20 protein-coding genes and 1 pseudogene are annotated in these 21,260 nt (G+C 52.1%); 11 read left to right on the plus strand and 10 right to left on the minus strand.

Annotated features, from left to right (window positions below):
* Positions 1-237 (plus strand): annotated as a pseudogene (locus J1784_RS10895) (hypothetical protein); the annotation flags it as partial.
* A gap of 47 nt (positions 238-284) precedes the next feature.
* Here J1784_RS10895 and J1784_RS10900 read toward each other — a convergent pair.
* Together J1784_RS10900 and J1784_RS10905 are read right to left on the minus strand one after the other, a co-directional pair.
* The gene (locus J1784_RS10900) at positions 285-638 is read right to left on the minus strand and encodes a cupin domain-containing protein (protein ID WP_217149214.1); all 354 of its coding nucleotides are present in this window, start codon (positions 636-638) and stop codon (positions 285-287) included.
* Between the two features lie 127 nt (positions 639-765).
* Positions 766-1,371, minus strand: coding sequence for a transglycosylase SLT domain-containing protein (locus J1784_RS10905; protein ID WP_217149215.1), 606 nt, complete (start codon positions 1,369-1,371; stop codon positions 766-768).
* A gap of 219 nt (positions 1,372-1,590) precedes the next feature.
* Here J1784_RS10905 and J1784_RS10910 point away from each other — a divergent pair, with 219 nt between their 5' ends.
* Positions 1,591-2,568 (plus strand): GlxA family transcriptional regulator, encoded by a 978-nt coding sequence (locus J1784_RS10910; protein ID WP_217149216.1) that lies wholly within the window; start codon positions 1,591-1,593, stop codon positions 2,566-2,568.
* 78 nt (positions 2,569-2,646) lie between these two features.
* Positions 2,647-3,657 carry a type I glyceraldehyde-3-phosphate dehydrogenase gene (gene gap / locus J1784_RS10915; RefSeq protein ID WP_217149217.1) on the plus strand — a complete coding sequence of 337 codons (1,011 nt, stop codon included), beginning with the start codon at positions 2,647-2,649 and terminating at the stop codon, positions 3,655-3,657.
* A 119-nt stretch (positions 3,658-3,776) separates the two neighbouring features.
* Here gap and J1784_RS10920 read toward each other — a convergent pair whose 3' ends face one another.
* The gene (locus J1784_RS10920; RefSeq protein ID WP_217149218.1) at positions 3,777-5,210 is read right to left on the minus strand and encodes an L-fucose/L-arabinose isomerase family protein; all 1,434 of its coding nucleotides are present in this window, start codon (positions 5,208-5,210) and stop codon (positions 3,777-3,779) included.
* Between the two features lie 186 nt (positions 5,211-5,396).
* A complete protein-coding gene (locus J1784_RS10925) occupies positions 5,397-5,810 on the minus strand; it encodes a VOC family protein (RefSeq protein ID WP_217149219.1) in 414 nt (137 codons plus the stop codon).
* Between the two features lie 201 nt (positions 5,811-6,011).
* On the opposite strand from J1784_RS10925, the gene J1784_RS10930 reads away from it, so the two are divergent.
* The 3 genes from J1784_RS10930 (at position 6,012) to J1784_RS10940 (ending at position 9,490) form a co-directional block, all read left to right on the plus strand.
* The gene (locus J1784_RS10930) at positions 6,012-6,470 is read left to right on the plus strand and encodes a MarR family winged helix-turn-helix transcriptional regulator (protein WP_217149220.1); all 459 of its coding nucleotides are present in this window, start codon (positions 6,012-6,014) and stop codon (positions 6,468-6,470) included.
* Between the two features lie 194 nt (positions 6,471-6,664).
* Entirely contained in the window at positions 6,665-8,392 is a 1,728-nt protein-coding gene (locus J1784_RS10935) for an MFS transporter (RefSeq protein WP_217149221.1), read from the plus strand.
* Positions 8,393-8,440: 48 nt separating this feature from the next.
* Entirely contained in the window at positions 8,441-9,490 is a 1,050-nt protein-coding gene (locus J1784_RS10940; protein WP_217149222.1) for an HlyD family secretion protein, read from the plus strand.
* Positions 9,491-9,500: 10 nt separating this feature from the next.
* On the opposite strand, the gene J1784_RS10945 is transcribed toward J1784_RS10940, so the two are convergent.
* Positions 9,501-10,514, minus strand: coding sequence for an isopenicillin N synthase family dioxygenase (locus tag J1784_RS10945; protein ID WP_217149223.1), 1,014 nt, complete (start codon positions 10,512-10,514; stop codon positions 9,501-9,503).
* A 176-nt stretch (positions 10,515-10,690) separates the two neighbouring features.
* Complete coding sequence (locus J1784_RS10950) at positions 10,691-11,590, minus strand: NAD(P)-dependent oxidoreductase (RefSeq protein WP_217149224.1); 900 nt, start codon at positions 11,588-11,590, stop codon at positions 10,691-10,693.
* Positions 11,591-11,810: 220 nt separating this feature from the next.
* Here J1784_RS10950 and J1784_RS10955 point away from each other — a divergent pair, with 220 nt between their 5' ends.
* Positions 11,811-12,182 carry a YebF family protein gene (locus J1784_RS10955; protein ID WP_217149225.1) on the plus strand — a complete coding sequence of 124 codons (372 nt, stop codon included), beginning with the start codon at positions 11,811-11,813 and terminating at the stop codon, positions 12,180-12,182.
* A 144-nt stretch (positions 12,183-12,326) separates the two neighbouring features.
* Positions 12,327-14,456, plus strand: coding sequence for a TonB-dependent siderophore receptor (locus tag J1784_RS10960; protein ID WP_217149226.1), 2,130 nt, complete (start codon positions 12,327-12,329; stop codon positions 14,454-14,456).
* A 69-nt stretch (positions 14,457-14,525) separates the two neighbouring features.
* Here the strand turns inward: J1784_RS10960 and J1784_RS10965 are convergent, their stop codons facing one another.
* Positions 14,526-15,665, minus strand: coding sequence for an ABC transporter substrate-binding protein (locus J1784_RS10965; protein ID WP_217149227.1), 1,140 nt, complete (start codon positions 15,663-15,665; stop codon positions 14,526-14,528).
* Positions 15,666-15,849: 184 nt separating this feature from the next.
* Here J1784_RS10965 and J1784_RS10970 point away from each other — a divergent pair, with 184 nt between their 5' ends.
* Positions 15,850-16,116 carry a YjbD family protein gene (locus J1784_RS10970; RefSeq protein ID WP_217149228.1) on the plus strand — a complete coding sequence of 89 codons (267 nt, stop codon included), beginning with the start codon at positions 15,850-15,852 and terminating at the stop codon, positions 16,114-16,116.
* 49 nt (positions 16,117-16,165) lie between these two features.
* Here J1784_RS10970 and J1784_RS10975 read toward each other — a convergent pair whose 3' ends face one another.
* Together J1784_RS10975 and J1784_RS10980 are read right to left on the minus strand one after the other, a co-directional pair.
* Positions 16,166-17,785 carry a rhodanese-like domain-containing protein gene (locus J1784_RS10975; RefSeq protein ID WP_217149229.1) on the minus strand — a complete coding sequence of 540 codons (1,620 nt, stop codon included), beginning with the start codon at positions 17,783-17,785 and terminating at the stop codon, positions 16,166-16,168.
* Positions 17,778-18,383, minus strand: coding sequence for a cysteine dioxygenase family protein (locus tag J1784_RS10980; protein ID WP_217149230.1), 606 nt, complete (start codon positions 18,381-18,383; stop codon positions 17,778-17,780). The genes J1784_RS10975 and J1784_RS10980 overlap by 8 nt, the downstream gene beginning before the upstream one ends.
* A 234-nt stretch (positions 18,384-18,617) precedes the next feature.
* On the opposite strand from J1784_RS10980, the gene J1784_RS10985 reads away from it, so the two are divergent.
* Together J1784_RS10985 and J1784_RS10990 are read left to right on the plus strand one after the other, a co-directional pair.
* Positions 18,618-19,529, plus strand: coding sequence for a LysR family transcriptional regulator (locus J1784_RS10985; RefSeq protein WP_217149231.1), 912 nt, complete (start codon positions 18,618-18,620; stop codon positions 19,527-19,529).
* A gap of 107 nt (positions 19,530-19,636) precedes the next feature.
* The gene (locus J1784_RS10990; RefSeq protein WP_217149232.1) at positions 19,637-20,035 is read left to right on the plus strand and encodes a NirD/YgiW/YdeI family stress tolerance protein; all 399 of its coding nucleotides are present in this window, start codon (positions 19,637-19,639) and stop codon (positions 20,033-20,035) included.
* Positions 20,036-20,101: 66 nt separating this feature from the next.
* Here J1784_RS10990 and malI read toward each other — a convergent pair whose 3' ends face one another.
* Positions 20,102-21,133, minus strand: coding sequence for a Mal regulon transcriptional regulator MalI (gene malI / locus J1784_RS10995; protein ID WP_217149233.1), 1,032 nt, complete (start codon positions 21,131-21,133; stop codon positions 20,102-20,104).
* Positions 21,134-21,260 lie beyond the last annotated feature (127 nt).

Consider the following 21,260-nt stretch of genomic DNA (forward strand, 5'->3'; position numbering starts at 1 on the left):
TTTAAGGCCTTTAGCCAGTTCAGCCGCAAGGGCTTTAAGTTTCTTTTCGTCCATAATTTACCTGTCTCCGTTGCTGGAGTGAACATATCAAAAACAGGCAATTACACAATTTTAATTACAGTCTCCATCTGGGGATCACAACATAACCAGTCCAACAAAACATCCGCATCTCCTAAGCGGACATCTCAATTTAGCTACTACATTATTAGTACGTATAATGTATATTATGTTAAATAAGATAGCAGCCACGCACCACGTTCTTCAATCAGCCTGACGTTCATACCTCACCTGCTTTCATCTGAGTTTTTTTCTCCATAATGAATGGCTAACCAAATCGTTGGCTCATCAGCACTCGTCCATTCAACACGATGTCTGCACAACGCCGGGATGTTTACGAAGTCACCGGAATGCATCACGCGCACTTCTGTTTCTTTTTGAAATTTCAAACCCGCTGAACCCTGAAGCACCGTGACCCATTCACTTTGCGGCTGGCTGTACCAGAATCCTGGCGGGCTCGCCTGACCGGTTGAAATGATCCTCTCGATACGGATATCTGGCTGCGTTAGCAATAACTCGAATGTTTCTTCCTTTCCTTCCTGCATACTGCCAGGTAAATCGCTGAGGAGATTCGTCACCATGATATCCACCTTTTGTCCTGAGAAATCGTTGTCTGAAGTGATCGCGCTACGTGAATTCTGAAATCATAGCAGTACCATAATGCTGCAGATTTTACGTAGCGCATCCATTTTTTTCGCTCATTAAAAGCTATAAACCGGCATACGCCTTCTCGACTTTGGCCATATATCTTGGAGCCTGCGGCGCCGGATGATACTGGCGGACGTGCCAGTTAAACGCTTCCGGGGTCAGCTGATTAATCATCTGAATCGCAGTTTGCCTGTTCGCGGAGAATGTTCGCAGCAATGCACCGGCACCGTTGGCATACGCCACTTCTGTTGCATAGCGACGCGTCAGCGGGTCGTTGATCCAGTTGAGTTGCTGACGCTGTAATGCGCTGATATATGCCGTCCCCAGGTCAATGTTGGTTTCCGGATCCAGTAAATCGTCATCATCAGGACAGCCGCGTTTACCTTTATAACGATAAGCATCGCAACCGCTGGTTGAGGCTTTAAGTTGCATCAAACCAATGGCATTTGAAGGACTTACCGCTTCGGGATTAAAACCAGATTCGACCTGAATAATAGCCTTAACGAGTTTACGGTCCACTTTATACTGGTCAGCAGCATCCTCAATTTCATCATCATAGGCATGCGTATCGTATTTCTTATATTTCGGCTTACTTGAGCAGCCAGCCAAAATCATCAGCATGATTATCATGCTGACTCTGAAAGGTTTTTTTTGTAGAGAAATCATGAATTTCCACGGTTTAGATAAGTAAGTCTCAGCGCTGACAAGATACCGTTATCATCCCTCAGGATCATGCATAAATCTGTTTTTTTTTACCCCAAAACCTGTGACCGGTATTGAAAATCTGGCATCTGCGCCCTGCTTTTGCTTTTTACTGTGGGGTAATAAGCAGATTTGTTATACTAAAAACCTGTCTCATTATGTGAATAAAGAACTTTTAACGCCATGACAACAATTCTGGTTATCGTCCCTGACGGGGGCATGTTATTTGAAGCGGCGGGCATCGCCGATATCCTTATGCAGGCTAATCAGCTGCTGCCTGATGATGCCAAAAAATCACCTTACCAGGTGACAGTGGCTACCACACAACCGCACCGTGTCGTTCATGGTGTCTCAGGCCTGAATCTGCTGGCGGATCACCGGCTCTGCGATCTCGACCCGACACTGCCCCGGGATACGATAATGGTCACCGGCAAGGGGCTTACTGCAGAAGAAGGTTCGATCGTTGTCAGCTGGTTGCAAGAGGCTGCGCCCCATGCGCGGCGCGTGGTGTCGATATGTGGCGGTGCCATGTTGCTGGCTCATGCCGGTCTGCTCAATGGCCGCCATGCCACCACGCATTGGCGGTTGCTTGACACGCTTCAGGCAAATTTTCCGCAGGTTAAAGTCGAGCGCGGTCCGATGTATGTTCAGGATGGAGAGATCTGGACATCCGGCGGTGTCAGTTCTGGTTTTGATCTCACTCTGGCACTTGTCGAAGATGACCAGGGTTTCAGCGTTGCCAGAAACGTCGCGCAGAATCTGGTGATGTTTCTCCGTCGTCCGGGTGGACAGTCACAATACAGCCGCTATCTTTTGAATCAGGCCAGTGAAGGCCCTGTTCGTGAACTTCAGGCCTGGCTGCCGCAAAATCTTAACGGCGATTTGTCCGTTGAAGGTCTGGCCGCTCATGTGGCAATGAGTCCGCGTAATTTCACACGGGTATTCACGCGTGAGACGGGCATTACGCCAGCGAAGTATGTCGAGGAAGTCCGCCTCAATGCAGCCAGACAACTTCTTGAGCAAACTACTCAGGGCGTCGAGCAAATTGCTGTCATCACCGGCTTTGGGGGCGGGCTCAATTTGCGTCGTGTTTTTGAAAGAAATTTGCAACTGACACCGACAGAATACAGACAACGCTTTTGCTCACGCATGTTGGCGTAAATAGATCTATTATTGTCATTTACGCCACATCCTCACCGGATTATATTAACCACAAGTCAGATAACTAAGGAGTTCATCATGGTCAAAGTTGGTATTAACGGATTCGGCAGGATTGGACGTAATGTTTTGCGCGCTGCAGTTGGCCGCGATGATTTTCAGGTTGTCGCCATTAACGACCTGACTGACAGCAAAACCCTCGCCCATCTCCTCAAATACGATTCCCTCTCCGGCACTTTACAAGCAGACGTAAAAGCGGGCGAAGGTCAGTTACAGGTCGATGGCAAAACTATCCGCGTGTTCTCTGAGAGAGATCCCGCAGCGATTCCGTGGAGCAGTGTGGGCGTTGACATCGTCATCGAGGCCACCGGTTTCTTCACTGAAAAAGAAAAAGCGGAAGTTCATATCACCAAAGGCGGAGCTAAACGCGTCATCATTTCTGCTCCGGCCAAAAACGACGACATCACGATTGTGATGGGTGTAAATGATGGCCAGTATGACCCGGCAAAACATAAAGTCGTCAGTAACGGCAGCTGTACCACTAACGGTCTGGCTCCCGCGGCGCAGGTTTTGCATCAGACATTCGGCATTGAACATGGTCTGATGAATACCACACATGCTTACACCAACAGTCAGGCGCTGCATGACCAGCCGGAAAAAGATTTACGAGGCGCCCGTGCGGCGGCTGTGTCGATTGTCCCTTATTCCAGCGGCGCGGCAAAAGCTATAGGTAAAGTGATCCCGGAACTGGATGGTCGTATGACCGGTTATTCATTACGTGTGCCGGTCCCTGTGGTTTCCATCGTTGACTTAACAGTGAATCTGAAACGTGAAGCTACCGTTGAGGAAATCAACGCCGCTTTCCGCAAGGCGTCTGAATCTGGTCCGCTGAAAGGAATACTCGGTTACAGCGAAGAACCTCTGGTTTCCAGTGACTATCGCGGTGACCCGCGCTCATCTATCGTTGACGGGCTTTCGACGCTGGTGATTGGCGGCAAACTGGTGAAGATTCTGGCCTGGTATGACAACGAATGGGGCTTCTCAAATCGCCTGGTCGATCTGGCTCTCCTGATGGAAAAACGTGGTTTATAACCCCCTTTTCCTGCCAGAAATATGACAGACACCGCCGAAAGGCGGTGTTTTTTACAGTTCTTACAGACACTCTTAATAGTTAAAGGGATACTTTGTATGTTGTAACTAATATTATCTCTTTAACAAATCCGCCGTGCGACCACGCCCAGTAAAGTCGCCAGTTTTTCTATGATGTCGCCCTGATGCCCTATCCCTATTGCACAGTGATGAGCAGCCCCTCCGCACGACCAGTCTTTGGTAAAATCTCTCGCGGATAACGGGAAACGGTAACGGCTGTTGGTGTTCCCGATATCCAGGATTTCACCTTCGACAGACTCCCCTTCAGCGTATTGTAAAATCACCTGGTTATTAACGTCTTCGATAACCGAAAGGAAAGTTACCGGCCCTTTGCGGACACTCATCTGAATCGAAATCCCCTTGCCCGGTTTGCCGTGATAGACAGGCAAAGGAACCAGCTTCACGTCACCTTCTGCCATCAGAGGATGAGCCGGACCGTCGTGGCCCCACAGAACAACGTCATCATCAAAATCAATGCCATAGGGTTCTGAGAATGATCCGCCCGCCCCAAGCAGCGACATGATTTTCATCGCGATAACGTTCTTGATTTCATATTCCCCGGCAACAGGAATATTTCGCCCCGTCAGCAGCGTATTACCAAGGATTACCGACGTCACGATGTTCTCGTAAGCATTGCCCGGCGCCCCTTCATAGTAATAGGCCAGCGCATCGAGTCCGTTATTCCCGACCAGCTGATCCAGCGCGACGGCGGTTGTCACTGCCCTTTCGAGCTCGGATTTATCGCAACTCGCATCAGTGCGGAGACTTTCCGCGATTTCCTGCTGTTTTGCTTCACGTTGCATGTCGCTGACCTGTTCTCGCAAACTGTTCAGCTCACACATTTCGAGAGGTTTGAAGCGGACACCCAATCTGGACGAAAGATTGGTCATGTTGGAATACACATCCACCATGCCATTGTAATAATGCCCCAGCACACCTACGGTACTTTTACTCAGCTGAATTTTCACCGTCATCGCGTTCAGCCATTGCTGTGTTTGCAGCCAGACATACGGGTCGTTATTTAGCGCGCCGACGATCATCTCGTAAGCGATACCCGCGCGGTTAAATACATTGGCCAGCTCCGGTGCGCTGCATGCCTGACAATGTGCCAACCATTCCCCGGTGCGCGCCCCACGGTCGCTCATTTCGCGGATAATCTGATACGGAAGATTACGTTCTGGCTGAAGTGCGAGTATCAGCACCGGAATCTGAAATTGCTGCACCAGCGGCAGCACCGTTGAACTCAGTGCATAAGTGCTGATGGCGATAATAATGACGTCAGGGGAAATCTGCCTCAGCTCGCTGGCCAGTGCATCACTTTTTTCCACGCTGTCGACCAGACCGCCGTTATGAATCATGATATCTGGCGAAGCCAGTTTCTGTTCAATTTGGCCGAGATAGCCGGTCAGGCGCACTTCCAGTCCGGTAAATTGTGGCCAGTACGTGTTCAGCCCTATCCCGAATAAGGCAGCATTAAGCGGTCGTGAATTGCGCATTGTTTTTCCTCAGCTGTGAATAACCCGTTGAGGGTGAGTCTAAGGAGAGAGCGGCGGCTGTACCTTTGCGTGAAGGCCAAAAAACAGTGAGAAGTGGCAAAAAAATCACTTAATTAAAAAACTGGAAGCAGGATCGCAGTTCAATGCAAAACTCCCCGACACTTAAGAGCACCGGGGACACGAAAATCATGCTTCCTGAGGGCCAATCTTCATGAACGGGTTATAGGCAATTTCCCACAGATGTCCGTCCGGATCGGCGAAATAACCGGAATATCCGCCCCAGAATACTTTTTGCCCCGGTTTAACCAGTTTGCCACCCGCTCTCACCGCCTGCGCTAATACGGCATCCACTTTAGCTTCACTGGCGACGGTTTGTGCCAGTGCCATACCCCGAAATCCGTGCCCGTCAGCGCTGACCTCTGCATCCTTTGCCAGCTCTTCCCACGGGAATAATGATAACCAGGCACCGGCTAATTCGAAGAAACTGACACCGTCTGAATCGATTACCACTTTCGGGAAGCCCAGTCCGTGCTGATAAAACTCGGTGGCGACGGCTAAATCTTTAACGCCAAGTGTGATCATGTTGATGACAGGTTGCATCGATATTCTCCGTCAGAGGGATAAAAGTAATAATGAAAAAAGTCTTCCTGTGAGAATAAATAGTTTTTGAATACTTTGCTTAGATCCTGCTTCCACTTGTCTCAAAATGTTAACAGCCGCCTCCCTTTTCTGGTAAATGTTGCCCATCGTGCTACTCTGACGCGACTAAAAACCTGCTTACGCTCCGACAGTGAGGAACCTTTGACCACATTACGCCGCCGCCCGGAAGCAACCTCTCCTGCCGTTCGTTTCTTACCGGAAACCATCCATATTGGTCGCCAGTTGCGCACCTATTGTGATGCCCGGTTCAAAACTATTGGCCTGACTCTGGCCCGTGGCCAGGTGTTATTACATCTGGAAGCCGCCAACGGCCGCCTGCCGCAGGGCGAACTCACCGCGCTGCTGGAAGTTGAACACCCGACAGCTATCCGCCTGTTCGACAGTCTGGCAGAACTGGGTCTGCTCGAACGTTGCCCTGGTGAAACGGATCGCCGTTCAAAAGACATTACGCTGACAGAAGCCGGTACCGAACTTGCTAATCAGGTTCGCAGCATGACCGATGATATTCTTATCCGCGTGATGGAAGGCATTCCGCCGGAAAACGTAGATATCGCTCGCGACGTTCTCGCCTGTATCACAGCCAATATCGCCGCACTGTAAGTGGCGTTTTGCTTCCCCCCGGTTATCCCCCCCCTCTTTTCTGATTAATCACTGTTGTTACTGATTAGTTTTTTCGTTATTTGCATTTGTAAATATCACCGATATGAATAAATGAACTAGACACCTATGACACGTCTCATTACATTATGTAGCAAGCTACAAACTAGTTGGGTAATGACTTACAAGGCATAACGATGACGACGCGTTCTGATTCAGATGTCCGGCAGGATGCTGGTGAATTATCAACACGGGATGCATCACAACAAACAGATCCACCGGAAACCGAAACAGTACCGCCGGTTCCGCCGTCAACACATCATCCTTTTGCGGTTCAGGTCAGTACATCGCTTTTGCAATATCCGCGTCTGCGGATTGTGGTTTATGCGCTGGCATCCCTGATTATCGGAATGACGCAGGGGCTGGGCATTAATCTGGTCAGTTCAAATCTGCCGGGAATTCAGGGCTCGCTGGGCATTTCCAACGTTGAAAGTTACTGGCTGGTGGCGGCCTATACGGCGACCAGCGTGACCGGCACGATCTTGCTTTATAAAATCCGCACGCAGTTTGGTTTCCGGCGCTTCGGGGAGTACGGGCTGCTGTTTTTTGCCGTCGCGTCTATGGCACAAACTTTCACGCATGATTTCCAGACCGCACTGGCTGTGCGTGCGGTGATGGGTTTTGCGATGGCCTCACTCGGCCCGCTGGCCCTGTTTTATATGTTTGAAATCTTCCCGCCCGCTAAAAAGCTGACCGCCGGATTATGTTTTGGGCTGGCGGGGAGTCAGATTGCTCTGCCGGTTTCACGTATTATTTCGCCGCATCTGCTTGATCTCGGGCACTGGCATCAGCTGACTACGCTGGAATCCGGCCTTTCGCTGATCTGCCTGGCGATTATCTGGATTTTGCCTCTGACCCATCCCCCGCGTGTGAAGGTCTTCGAGCGTACGGACTGGATAAGTTATCCGCTGATCGCCACCGCCGTAGCTTGTATGTCGGTGGTTCTGACCATGGGCCGCTATTACTGGTGGCACGAAAAAGACTGGATTGGCGAAGTGCTGGTGGTCGGTATTATCGCCCTCACGCTCTCCTTTATGGTCGAACTGAAACGTAAGAATCCGATCATCGATTTGCGCTGGCTGATGACGCCGGAAATGTTGCTGTTTACCGGTTCCATGTTGTTCGTGCGAATGCTGCTGTCAGAGCAGACCACCGGTATGGTGGGTTTTCTGAATCTGGTTGGCCTGATTAACGATCAGCTGGTGACGCTTTTTCTGGTGATCCTGGCGGCAACGTTTGCCGGGCTGGTCGTGGTAAGCATCATTCATAAAGCTAACCGGATCGTTTACATCCACCTGTTTTCGATTGCGCTGATAGGCATTGCCTCGCTGATGGATGCCGGTTCGACCGTCGATACCCGCCCCGAACAGTTTTATCTGACACAAGGAATGATCGCCTTTGCCGGTGCCATCTTCCTGCCGACCTCATTGTGGCTCGGGTTTATCCGCGCGTTACAGTACGGGCAAAGTCAGATCATCAGTTTTGTGCTGGTGTTTCTCTCGACGCAAAACGTCGGTGCGCAGGTGGGCAGCGCATTCCTCGGTACCATTCAGATCCTACGTGAAAAGTTCCACTCCGCCGCGCTGGTGGAACATATCAATTTGCAAAATCCGCTGGTGGCCGAACGCATTGCGCAATACAGCCATCTGCTGAAACCAGCCTTAACAGACGGTACCCAACTTAATGCTGAAGGTCTGGCACTGTTGAGTCAAAAAGTGACGCAGCAGGCGGGTTTACTGGCTTACAACGATGTTTTCAGCATGGTTTTTTATATGTCGTTGGGATGTTTTGCCATCCTGTGTGCGCATATCTGGGTCGGAAATATCCAGACAAAAAAACGCGCAGCCGCTGAGGCTGTTGCATAAACAATGGGCTTTGGCTGATGAACCAAAAAGAGTGAAGCGGAAAAACTGATGAAAAATATATTTCGTTATCCATCCATTATTGTGGTGCTTTGCCTCGGGATTATCGGGGTCATGATTGTGTTATACAGCTGGCGGTTATTTCCCTTCAATTCTCAGATCGAATCGACGGACAACGCCTACGTTCGCGGTAATGTCACCCTCCTCAGCCCGCAGGTTTCCGGCTATATCACGGATGTGAAGGTGCAGGATTTTATGCCGGTTAAGAAAGGCGACGTGCTGTTTGTTATCGACGACAGTACCTACCGGCAGGAGTTTTTGCAGGCACAGGCCGCGGCAGCGCAGGCTGAGGTGACGTTGCAGAACTTCGAGCAAAACCGGGCTTCCAGCGCGGCCAGCTTGCAACTGGCAGAAGCAGAACTGCAAAGTGCGCAGGCGATGCAAAGTAAAGCGACGCTGGATACCGGCCGTAACGGGCCTCTGCTGGAGAAAGGTCTGGTTTCCAAAACTACCGGCGATGAACTTCATGCCGCATTGCTGACCGCTCAGGCCAACGTGGCCAAAGCCCGCGCATCGGTGAATATCGCCCGCCAAAGTCTGGCACTGGTGGATGCCAACAAAGCGTCGCTGGCGGCGGCCTTAAAAGCCGCGCAGGCCAAAGTGGAAGTGGCGCAAATCAATCTGCAACATACACAGATTGTGGCGCCTTCGGACGGACAACTGGGTGAAGTCAGTGCGCGGCTCGGGCAATACGTCAGCGCTGGTACGCAGCTCACCTCGATCACGCCGAAAATTGTCTGGGTGACCGCGAATTTCAAAGAGCGCCAGCTGGCAGGTATGGCGGTCGGCACACCGGCGTCATTCACCGTCGATGCCCTCAACGATCGCACGTTTAAAGGCCATGTGGTGAGGATTGCTCCGGCGGCGGGTTCAGAATTCAGCGTGCTGAAAGCCGACAACGCGACGGGCAATTTCACCAAGATTTCGCAACGAATTGCGGTGCGTATCGAACTGGAACCCGGACAGGCGCAAAGTTCACAGCTGCGCCCCGGAATGTCGACCGTCGTCAGCGTTGATACGTCACAGGCACCTGAAAGCTAAGCCTGAAAATTCAGCCGGTAATATCCGCATAATAGCGCTGCGCCACATCAGGATGTGAGCGCAGCCGCCCTTTCAGGTAGTTGAAACCCACGTCGCGAAATAACGGATTGAGCGGATCACTGGCCTCGCCGCGCGCTTCATTTGCCAGCGCGTCAGGCAGCGGAAACAGTGGCACCACGGCGTCCAGCTGAGCGCCAAGGAAAAACGCCAGCGATAACCGTTCTTCTCCGGCTGGCGGCGAAATCACGCGATGCACGGTAGCGCGCAGATAACCGTTAGTCGCCAGCTCAAGCAGTTCGCCGATATTCACCACCAGCGTACCCGGCACCGGCAAAGCCTCCACCCACTGATTCTCCTCAACCTCAACCTGCAACCCGCGTTGCTCATCCTGAAGTAAAAAGCTGAGAAATCCGGAATCCTTATGCGCGCCCACGCCCTGATTTCCGCTGCCCTCTGCACGTCCCGGATAACGGATAAGCTTGATGTGCTCGTTAGGTTTTTCGCCGTAAAGCGGATCGAACGCGTCTTCCGGCAGTCTCAGCGCCAGCGCAAAAGCGCGCAAAAGACGCAATGACATCGCCGTCATTTCCTGCTGCCAGTGCAGCAGTAACGGCCGCAGTTCCGGCAGTGCAGCGGGCCACTGATTCGGCCCCTGCAATCTCGCCCAGGCCGGTGTGTTATCGCTGACCGGCAGTGTCGGGCGTTCGGCACCGAGATCAAACTGTTCGCGCCAGTCCGGCTGACCGCGAGTGATTTCCGAGGCAGCCCGGTTATAGCCGCGAAAATGTGAGGAGTGGATCATCGCTACAGAGAGTTTATCTTCTTCGGGCAGCGCAAAAAATTCACGTGATACCCGTTGCACATCACTCAGCAACTGCGCATCAACACCGTGATTTTTAAGGTAGAAGAAACCAATTTCACGGGCGGCATAACGCAATTGTGAGAGAAACGCTTCGCGCTGATCCGGGGAACCCGAAAACTGGCTGAAGTCAATCAGGGGAATAGAGGTAGCATTCTGGCTCATTGCGCACTCCGTAATGACAGGAACAAGGCTCAACGCTATCACAACGTCTGAACAGCTGACCAATAGCCAGATGGTCTGGTTTATATTGCAGGGTTATGAAAAATTAACGAATACAGCTGAAAAACGCAGGAATTACCGGCTCATCCGTGAGCCAGTGATGAAGTTGTTTCGGGGATTTATTGAGAAGATTTGCTGCCAAGGTAACGATAAACCACTGCCAGATCCTTGTCGCCATAACCGCCATCAACGGCACCCTGCCAGGTCTGACTGATGCGTTTCATCACCGGTAATTCAAGCTTGCTGCCCGCTTCAATGGCCAGATTGATATCTTTCAGCGCCCAGGTCAGTTGCATCTGCGGAGTATAATCGCCGCTTTTGAACATCTCCATTTTGCCTTTGATATAAGGCGCAGCCAGCGGGCCACCTTCCAGCACATTCCACAGGTCATCGGTAGTGAATCCCAGTTCTTCTGCCAGTTGCGTGCTTTCCGCAATCCCTTCCATCATGGCAATCAGCCAGGCATTAACGACCAGCTTCATTTTTGAGGCACGACCCGCTTCGCCCAACCATTTGGTGGCTTTAGAAATCGCGGCAAAAACCGGCTCAATTGCCGCGCCCTTTTCACGATCGCCGCTGGCCAGCACCACAATCTGTGCCTGTTCTGCGGGGGCTTTGGTGCCGGAAACCGGTGCGTCAAAGAACACAACATCCGGACGCTGCGCCTTAATCAGCGCTATCAGCGATTCGGTACCCTCCACGCCAAGCGTGCCCATCTGCGCGATAATCCCGCCCTGTTTCAGGCCAGCGAGCAAACCATTATCGCCCTGATAAACCTCCAGCGACGTTGCCGCGTCAGACAGCATGGTGATCACCACATCCGCGCCTTGTGAGGCCTCACGCGGCGTCTGACCCCGCACCGCGCCAGCTTCCACTAAATCATCACCACGGGAAGGCGTGCGGTTCCACACGCGGGTAGCGAATCCTTTTTTAAGCAGGTTTGCGGCAAATGCATGCCCCATTGCGCCCAGTCCCAGCACTGCGACGACAGGTTGTTGCGAAAAGGTTTGCTGACTCATGCCTTACTCCTTGCGTGAACAATCAATAATGTAAAAAGGCTAACATCACAGGTCTTTGCTGCGATAGTGGGTTCTGTAAGCGAATGCAACAGAAAGGCTGATATTACTTAACCAATGCTGACTAAGTGGCGTAACATACGCGCTTTCGTGTCCGGGAGTGACCGCGAATTATCCGGGCAGCTTATGATTTGACTGATAATTATCAGGAGTAGCAAGCATTATGAGTAAAGTCGTTTTAATCGGGATCATTTCAGTCATTTTCGTATTGATGGTTGTGATGCTGGGTTCTGTCTATGTTTACCCGTGGTGGATGCAGCGTTCAAGCGAAGGCGCATGTGCGCAGATAACCAAAGACAACGCCATTGATACCGTGACCCGTGACTACATGGAAAACCGCATCCCGAACTGGGGTAATGATAAAGACAATATGGGTACGTCCGTGCCGGTTCTGAACTTTATCAGCGATGATGTGAAAGAAGACAAAGGGACTTACAACATCCCCTTCAGCGCGAAAGGCCCGAATGGCACGCTGAGTTATGTCGCGCACTTCAACTGTTCCAACCATTATGTGAAGTATTCCACCGTCGATTAAGTGTTTCCCTCCCTGTCTTCGGGGAGGGTTACCTATTTGTAAGTAATAAAACATCGGATATTACTTCCCTTTGTCAAAACGCGAATTAAAATGCAAACCGTTATCATTTGCATTAATTGCTTTTTTTCTCAGGGAAATATTCACATGTCATCAACTACAGCCCCACGCAGGACTGTCTGCGGATTGAAAAAATCCGTACTCGCACTCGCTATTCTCCACTGCACACCCCTTCTGGCCGCTGCGCCAGCATCTGAAGAATCAATTATCGTTAACGGGCAAACCGACAGCCTGGACACGACCGACTACAGCGCTACACAAAGCTCAACCGCCAGCAAAAGCGATACACCGCTCAATGAAACGCCGCAATCGGTCAGCGTAGTCACGCAATCCATGATCCGGGATTACGACGTCACCTCGCTGGATGATGCGATGAAGTTCGTCAGCGGCGTCACTCAGGGCAATACGCTGGGCGGCACCGAAGATGGCTTTGTAAAACGCGGCTTTGGTGCCAACAGCGACGGCTCAATCCTGATTGACGGCGTGCGCAGTAATCAGGGGCTGGGCTTTGATTCAACCATCGATCATATTGAAGTGCTGAAGGGATCGGCGTCCCTGCTTTATGGGATCCAAAATCCGGGCGGCGTGATCAACATGATCAGTAAAAAACCGCAGTACGAATGGAACACCCGGGTCAGTGGTCGTACGGGTGGATTTGGTGGCGGCGCGGGCACGCTGGATGTGACCGGCCCGCTCGGTAACGGTTTCGCGTTTCGTATGATTGCAGAGCGACAGTACGAAGATTACTGGCGCAATTTCGGCAGTGATTCACATACCCTTCTTGCACCTTCACTGAGCTGGTATGGCGATAAAGCCAGTTTCAATGTCAGCTATCAGGAATATAAATACGACGTGCCTTACGACCGCGGCACAGCGTTCATTAACGGCAAACCGGTGAATATTCCGTATAACCGCCGTCTTGATGAACTGGCCAACCATGCCTGGGGCAAAACTAAACGGCTGAATACCAGCTGGGAATACCAGGTGAGTGATGACTGGAAAACCCGTCTGACCTACGCCTGGCAGCAACGCCGTTACGACAGCAATGAGGTCCGCGCCACCGCTGTGAATACCGAAACCGGTGCTGTTACCCGCCGGGCCGATGCCAACCGCGGGTTTAACCATCAGACCAGCTATACGTCATGGGACTGGATCGGTAATCAGGAAATTTTCGGCATGATGAATGACCTGCTAATTGGCGTCGATTACGAGAAAAACGAAACCTATAAACAGTATTCCTATCGCGGGAAAACCTTCAGCACCTTCAATATGTACGATCCGGTGTATGGCGTTGAGCCTATCACCAACAGCAGTACCTATTCAGACAGCAACAGTAATCTGCGCAATACGCTCTACAATAAATCGGTTTATCTGAAAGACAGTATCCATCTGACGGATAAATGGATCGGTGTGGTTGGTGGCCGTTATCAGCACTACAACCAGAAACAGACGTCGGGATTTGTGACGCCGACGCAAAGTCTGGACGATACCGATAACAAGTTCCTGCCGCAGATCGGTGTGGTTTACAAAATGACCGATGATTTGTCGTTTTACGCCAACTACAGCAAGTCGTTCACCCCTTCCACGGATACCGACGATGACGGCAATGTAGCGAAACCGGAGCTGGGCACGACGTATGAAGTGGGCACCAAATGGCAGATTTCGCCGCGTCTGGACGCTACGCTGGCGGTGTATCGCATTGATGAAGAAGATATGTCGGTCTATATCAATGGCGTGACGCGCAATATTCCGAAAGCCCGGTCTACCGGCGCGGAGCTGGAGATGAACGGAGAAATTGCTCAGGACTGGAATATCACGGCTAACTACAGCTACGACAAAACTGAAATCACCGAAGATAACGTCAACAAATCAAACGTCGGCAACCGTCTGGTCAATGCGCCGACCAATATGGGCAGCCTGTATCTGAGCCATACGATGCGCTGGCAGATTTTACCGGGAGATTTTCGTGTAGGTGGCGGTGCGCGTTATGTGGGCAGCCGTGCGGGCGATCCGGAAAACAGCTTCACCATGCCGGATTACACCGTCGCAGATGCGTTTGTCGCCTGGGATAATCAGCTGCTGGGTAAACATACTCAGATCAAACTGAACGTGAACAACCTGTTCGACAAAGAGTATTACTCTTCCAGCGCCGGTAACTTGCGGGTCATTGAAGGTGAACCGCGCAACGTGGTGCTGTCCGCCGCCGTTGATTTCTAAGGTTATTGACTTCTAAAACTGTGTTCGCAAAGCAAGCCGGCACTGAAATGTGCCGGTTATTTAATGACATTACTTAGCCGGTTTTGCAGGCAGCGTCGCCCAGTAGGTGCCTCCGTAAGGGATCGGCAGGAATTGGGTATACAGATCTTTCATCGTCTGTTGCGGATCCACATCAGCGAATAACTGCGGATACATTGTTTTCGCAAACACTTCCACATCCACCATATGATAAGGGCTCAGGTAGAAGTTATGCCAGACGCTGTACGCACGCCCTTCCCGCACGGCTTTCAGCGTCGATAACACCGGCTGATTATCCATCACCTCGCGGAAACTCTGCTCTGCCTGCTGTTGCGTCACCTGCGGTCCCAGCATCAGATTAGACACCCGCTTCCCTTCCGGGCCCGCCATGCCGGTGGTGATATATACATCCGGATCCGCCATGATCACTTTCTCGGCATTCAGGTCACCGTAAACCCCTGCAAAAGCGCCTTTGGCAATGTTATCTCCGCCCGCGAACGCCAGCAAATCGGCCAGATTTCCGTGTGAAACGGTCGTACAGCATCCCTCACGCCTGCCAAGATGCAGCTGCAACATGATGGTCGTACGCTTCCCCTGAAAAGCGGCAATACGCTCGCGGATCCGCTCCATATGCTGCTGATAAAAAGCAATAAAGCGCGCTGCTTTTTGCGGATTGTTCAGCACATCTCCCAGTAACTTCACGCTGGGGATCGTGTTATGCAGTTGATCAACGCGCAGATCGACGTAGATCACCGGGATCTTAGCATTCGTCAGAGCAATCTCCATCTGGTCACGGTCGCTTTGTTTTTTGGCATAAACCGGCAGGATCACCAGATCTGGTTTGAGCGCAATGACCTTCTCGGCATTGATCTGCGTGTAATTGTTCTGACCGAGCAGCGGAATGTCGGCAATTTGCCCAAACGCTTTCACGTACATCGCCCAGCTCTGCGCATCGAGCTGCGCCATGTCTCCCGGCCAGCCCACCACGTGCTGCGCCGGATTGCCGTCCTGAACCAGTGCCAGCGTATAAAGCATCCGGCTCTCACCTAACACGATACGCTGCGGTTTATCCGGCACTTCCACCGTGCGGTGAGTAATATCCGTTACCGTTCTGGCCTGCGCCAGTCCTGCAAAGCCTTGTCCGGCAAACAACAGGCAGGAAACCCACAGTGACGTACTAAATTTGCGCATAACACCTCAGGAACAGATCAAGAATATCGGGATCAATAACAAAGGCTGAGATGATAATGATTATCGATTAATGTCGCAATGCGCAGGGAGGGAACATCCGCAGAGATAAAGTCAGCGCCCGCAGCGACTCCGGGGCGTAATTCGACTACACTGGTAGCCACTTTCCTCACAGGATGCAGTAACCATGAAAAGACTGACTCAACAAGATATGACGGAAAGCGAGCAGCGTGAGCTGAAAACTCTGCTGGATAAAGCCCGCAAAGCAAAGGGCCGTGAACTGACGAATTCGGAAAATAACCGAATCAAAGATGATTACATCGACACACTGATGGCAGAAAAAGAAAAAGTGGCAGCTAAAGCCCGCGCTGAAAAGCGTCGTAATAAAGCCGTGCCAAGTACCTCCGCAACCTATGACTGGACTGCCCGCACCCATCCGCGTGGCCGTCGTTAAGCATTAACAGAGCCTCTGCGTTCCTCACGCAGAGGCCACAGCGTTCAACCTAACCCGCTAATAACTTAAAACCGTGTGTCCCGTCCTTCTCCAGCTGCGCCACCAAACCATATTCCCAGTCGAGATAATCCTGCATGGCCTGCGGGCTGACATTTGTCCCTTCATACGGACGCTTATAGCGATCTTGCACATTGTCCAGATACGCCGATTTGCCGCGCTCCAGAGGTAAGCCAGCCGCAATCCAGCCGACCGTGCCTTTTTCCAGCAAATACACCTCTTTACCTGTCAGCGCAGCCACTTCCGTGACAGCGTAACGTGCCAGTAACCCGCTGGTACAGGTGATCACCCACCGTTGTTTATCAGGCTGTGCGGCGATGATCTGCGGGATATTGGCGCGTGTCGTCCAGATTGCGCCGGGAATACGCCGGTTGAGGAAGTTGGCGCTGGTGGTGAGATCAATAACGCCGGTGTTTTCGTCGCTCAGCCAGTTCAGCAGTTGATCCGGTTTAACGGATTCCACTGCCGGAGCCGGAGTCACCTGCGCCTGCCAGTCACCCTGCTCTGTCAGATTATCCGGCTGAACATCAGCCACATACACTTCCCAGTTCATCTGCGCCAGCCACGAGGCTGTCATGCGCGCACGTACACCGTCATTATCCACCAGCACGATGCGCGCACCGCGCACGGTCGCCGTGTGATCGGTTTCCTGAACCAACTGACCGCCTGCGACATGACGTGAACCCGCCAGATGACCAGCACGGAATTCGTCGGCTGTGCGCACATCAAACAGATACAACGTCCGTGTATCATCGCGCTGCCAGTCGAGGACTTGTGACAACGTCACATAATGAACACCAGCCCGAATCGCCAGTGCCTGCGCGCCTTTCAGAGCAAATACCCTGGCGCTTTCGCTAAGGTCAGGAAAATGCGCCACCTGATTGTGCGCCAGGGTCTGACCGGCCAGCGTCCAGCCAATGGTTCCGTTACGTAAGGCCGTCACCGGCTGAGTCACACCGGCATTGATCAGCGACTGCGTGCCGATAATGCTGCGGGTTCGTCCGGCGCAGTTGATGACAATATGTGTTTTTTCATCCGGCACCACATCGCGGATACGCAGCGCCAGTTCGCCGCCCGGAACGCTGACGCCGCCGGGAATACTCATGGCCTGAAACTCATCAAAGCGACGAACATCCAGCACCGCAATGTTTGCCCCCTGCTGTTGCAGCGCCAGCACTTGTTCTGCACTCAGCGACGGCGTGTGGTAATGATGTTCCACCCATTCACCAAAGGCTTTACTCGGTGCGTTTACATCAATAAAGATTTCGCCGCCCGCTTCGCGCCAGCCAGCAAGGTCACCTGCCAGCAAAGCGATATTCTGATAGCCCTGCGATTTCAGAAATTCTGCGGCACGCACCGCTTTACGCTCACCACGAGCCGCATCGTAAAACTCGCCGTTATCGTACAAAATAATGGCCGTGCGGCGATTGGGAATACGATCCAGCACTTCCAGTTCCAGCTTTGACAGCGAAAGATTGGCCGCAAACAGCGGATGTCCGGTGGCAAATGCCGCTTCCTCACGCACATCAACCAGGGCGACTTCGTGCCCTACACGCAGGGCATTATGCAGCTCGGAAAAATGGCGCAATGGCCACGAATGCAAATCAGTCATGGGTTTTCTCTTTGGACAGATCCCAGATATTGGGAAGATAGGAACCGGAATAGCCGGAAATAAAGGTTTTCTCAGTGCCGTCCGGCAGATAAACCGCCCGTGATACCGCACCGATATTATCGCCGTACACATGAATACTGACCGACACACGGTCGCTGTAAACATTACTCACCTGATGGATATCCAGCACATCCGGCGCAATTTTCTCGACGTCCCCCGGTTGCAGAGTGACGGGTTTGCCTTCCGGTTGCAGTGTTCCGTCGGGATGGCGTGCAAAGTTCTGACTGACTTCTGAACCACGCAGCATGCCAATCAATCCCCAGACCCGGTGATCATGAACGGGCGTTTTTTGCCCCGGTCCCCAGACAAAACTTACGACCGAAAATCGCGAAAGCGGATCGGCATACAACAGATATTGCTGATAATGCTCAGGATGCGGTTGAGCAAACTCGTCCGGCAGCCAGTTGTCATGACGGATGAGTTCAGCCAGCAGACGACTTCCCTGCGCCAGAGTTTCTGTCTGCCCGTGCGGTTCCTGCACCAGACGTGTGAAATCCGCCAGAAACTGCCGCAGCGGCGCTACCTGTAATGTTGTCATCGCTTTCCTCTTTTCTTTATGTCATCAGCGTCACATCAGCATCGTTATCACCACAGGCTAGCACCGGCGAAACACAACCAAAATTCATTTTATGGATAAGCTAATATGCAAATCACACATAAAAATGTGCATCAGGGTCCAGCTTCCCACCTAAAATTGTTTTATCCTGCCTGACTGATCAATGACGATTTCTGGCAAAAGAATGGCCATAAAGATTGCTAATAAAGAGTGCCGATGAAAATTGAAGACCTGACTGCTTTTGTGGCAGTGATACGCCTGCAATCCACCCGCCTCGCTGCCGATGAGCTGGGGCTGACGCAACCGGCCATTACCCGCCGCGTACAGAATTTCGAAGAATCACTGGGCATTGCGCTGCTCAACCGCCAGACCAAACCGCTGAAACCCACGCTGATGGGCAACCGGGTTTATCAGCAATGTCGTCATATCTTGCGCGAAGTGGATGCCCTGACGGACCTGGTGGCTGCTGACAGCCCGCCGTCCGGCCTGTTGCGCCTTGCCGTGCCACAAAGCCTGAGCGAAAGCAGTCTGCTCCCCGCGCTGAAAAAACTGTCGTCGCAGTTTCCGGAGATTCAGCCACGTTTATCCAGCGGCTGGGGTGAGGAGCTGTTATTGCGCGTGCAGAGCCAGGAGCTTGAGGCCGCTGTCGTGCTGTTCCCGCTGAGCAAACAGTTTCCGGACGGCGTAGAAAATCAACCGCTAGGCGCGGTGGATCTGGTGGTCGTCGGGCCAAAGGATCCGCAGGCGTTGCCGCAAAGACTGGAAGATTGTTATCAGCGCGGATGGATCCTGAATCCGCAAGGGTGTGGTTTTCGCGCCGCGTTACAACGGGCGCTGACAGAACAGGGATTGCCGCTGCTGATCAATCTCGAAGCGTTCGGGACGACATTGCAGTTATCGCTGATCGCCGAAGGCCGTGGACTGGGACTGATGCCCCGCGCTCTGGTTGAACACCACGCGCTGCGCCATCAGCTCGAACTGTATGACCTGAGAGATTTCGCACCGCGCAGCCAGCTGTGGCTTATCTATCCGAATGTGCCGGCCAGTCAGATCCCGGCGATTGATGCATTTGCTTCTGCGATTGCTGAAGGATTGGACCTCCCAATGCATATCAGCAGCGGAATTTAAAAGAAGGTGCGGATTTCTGGAATAATCTGGAACCTGCCTGTCTTCTGCAAAAACGTTTTTTTTCTGCCATGCTTTTGATTACGGGAAATAATGCAGAGGATACCGCAATGAAATCATGGGTTATTATTTTACTTACCGCATTCGCCATGAATACTCAGGCCATGGCAGCGACCGGCGGCGGATTCAAAAATGATGAGTCCGCACCACCACAACATAAACAGGACAGCGGTCAGCACGGCACAGAAGATACACATGAGAACAATGTTGCGAAGATAAAACATACTCAGTCAGTCAACTGGGTGACCGTTCAGGGTTATATTATCAAAAAGAACGGTGAGGATTCTTATACGTTCCGCGATAAAACAGGCACCATGGAAACGCATATTCCGGCAACGGCCTGGGACGGACAGGAAATTACGCCAGCTGATCTGGTGAGTCTGAGCGGTCAGACGCAGAAGAAAGGCAAAGATATTATTCTTAACGCAAAATACGTGCGTAAGCAGTAAGGGTTAAGAAATTAACCTCTACTATCCGCTTCCAGCTAAAAGGGAGGAAGCATGACCGCCTCCCTTTTACGCCGACGCCCTTTCCACCAGTGATGGTGGCACAATAATGTTTTGCGCTTCCAGATTCTGCCCGCCAATCCTTAACAGCAGCCGTCTCGCGGTCGCATAGCCAATTTCGCGCGCTGAGTTAGCAATCGACGTCAGCGGCGGTTCGGTCAGTTCCGATTCCGGGGCATCTTCCATACCGATCAGGGCGATTTTCTGCTGATAAAAACTGTCTACTGCACCGCCGCCAACTTCAGCACCGGTGCGTAACACGCCAAAGTAAGCGCCCAGCGCGACAGAAGCTTTATGGCAAACAATCGCACTGATTTTTGGATAATGGGACAGCAGGGTTTCCGCCGCATCGGCAGCGCTTTTTTGCTGATAATCGCACTCGATAATCCATTCACTGCGAAACGGCAGGCCGTATTGCAATAGCGTGGCGCAAAAGCCACCGAGCCGCTCGGCGCGGGTTAAGGAATGGCTTTCACCGCCGAGATAAGCAATCTGTTTATGGCCGTGTTTAATCAGATATTCTGTGGCCATTTTTGCCGCCAGCATGTTATCAGGCCGCACAACGTCGATGCCTTCGATACCGCCGGAACGCGCGGCGCATACCAGCGGCACGCCCTGCTCTTCGGCTCTTTCTTTCAGGCCCGCAACAGAATTCACCCCACCGGCAATCACAATGCCGTCTACGCCATGCGTGAGTAAGGTTTCGAAGCAGCGCATCAGCCCTTTACCGGTTGAACCGCTTTGCAGCAGAAATAACACCTTGCCCTGCGCTTCAAACATTTCGCTCAGACCGGCGGTCATTTCGGCATAAAACGGCTCACAGATATCGCGCACAATCAGCCCGACGACCCCGGATTCACCGCCGCGCAGCGTACTGGCCTGACGGTTACGCACAAAACCCAGTTCATCCACAGCACGGTTAACCCGCTCTGCGGTGGTCTGAGAGATGCGCCCTTTGCCGCTGAGCACCAGCGAAACCGTGGTCACAGAAACACCGGCATGCTGCGCCACATCGATAATGGTTATTTTTTTATGATTCATCAGACATTGTCGTTCATATCAAACTCTAAGAAACGGGAGCCTATCCCGTCCGCTTTATTCTCCTGAATTCTACCGCAGGAAAATTTAGCGTGGTCAGACAGTTATACCTAATTCGACTTAATGAGTA

This window comes from Rahnella ecdela (assembly GCF_019049625.1).
Lineage (GTDB): Bacteria > Pseudomonadota > Gammaproteobacteria > Enterobacterales > Enterobacteriaceae > Rahnella > Rahnella ecdela.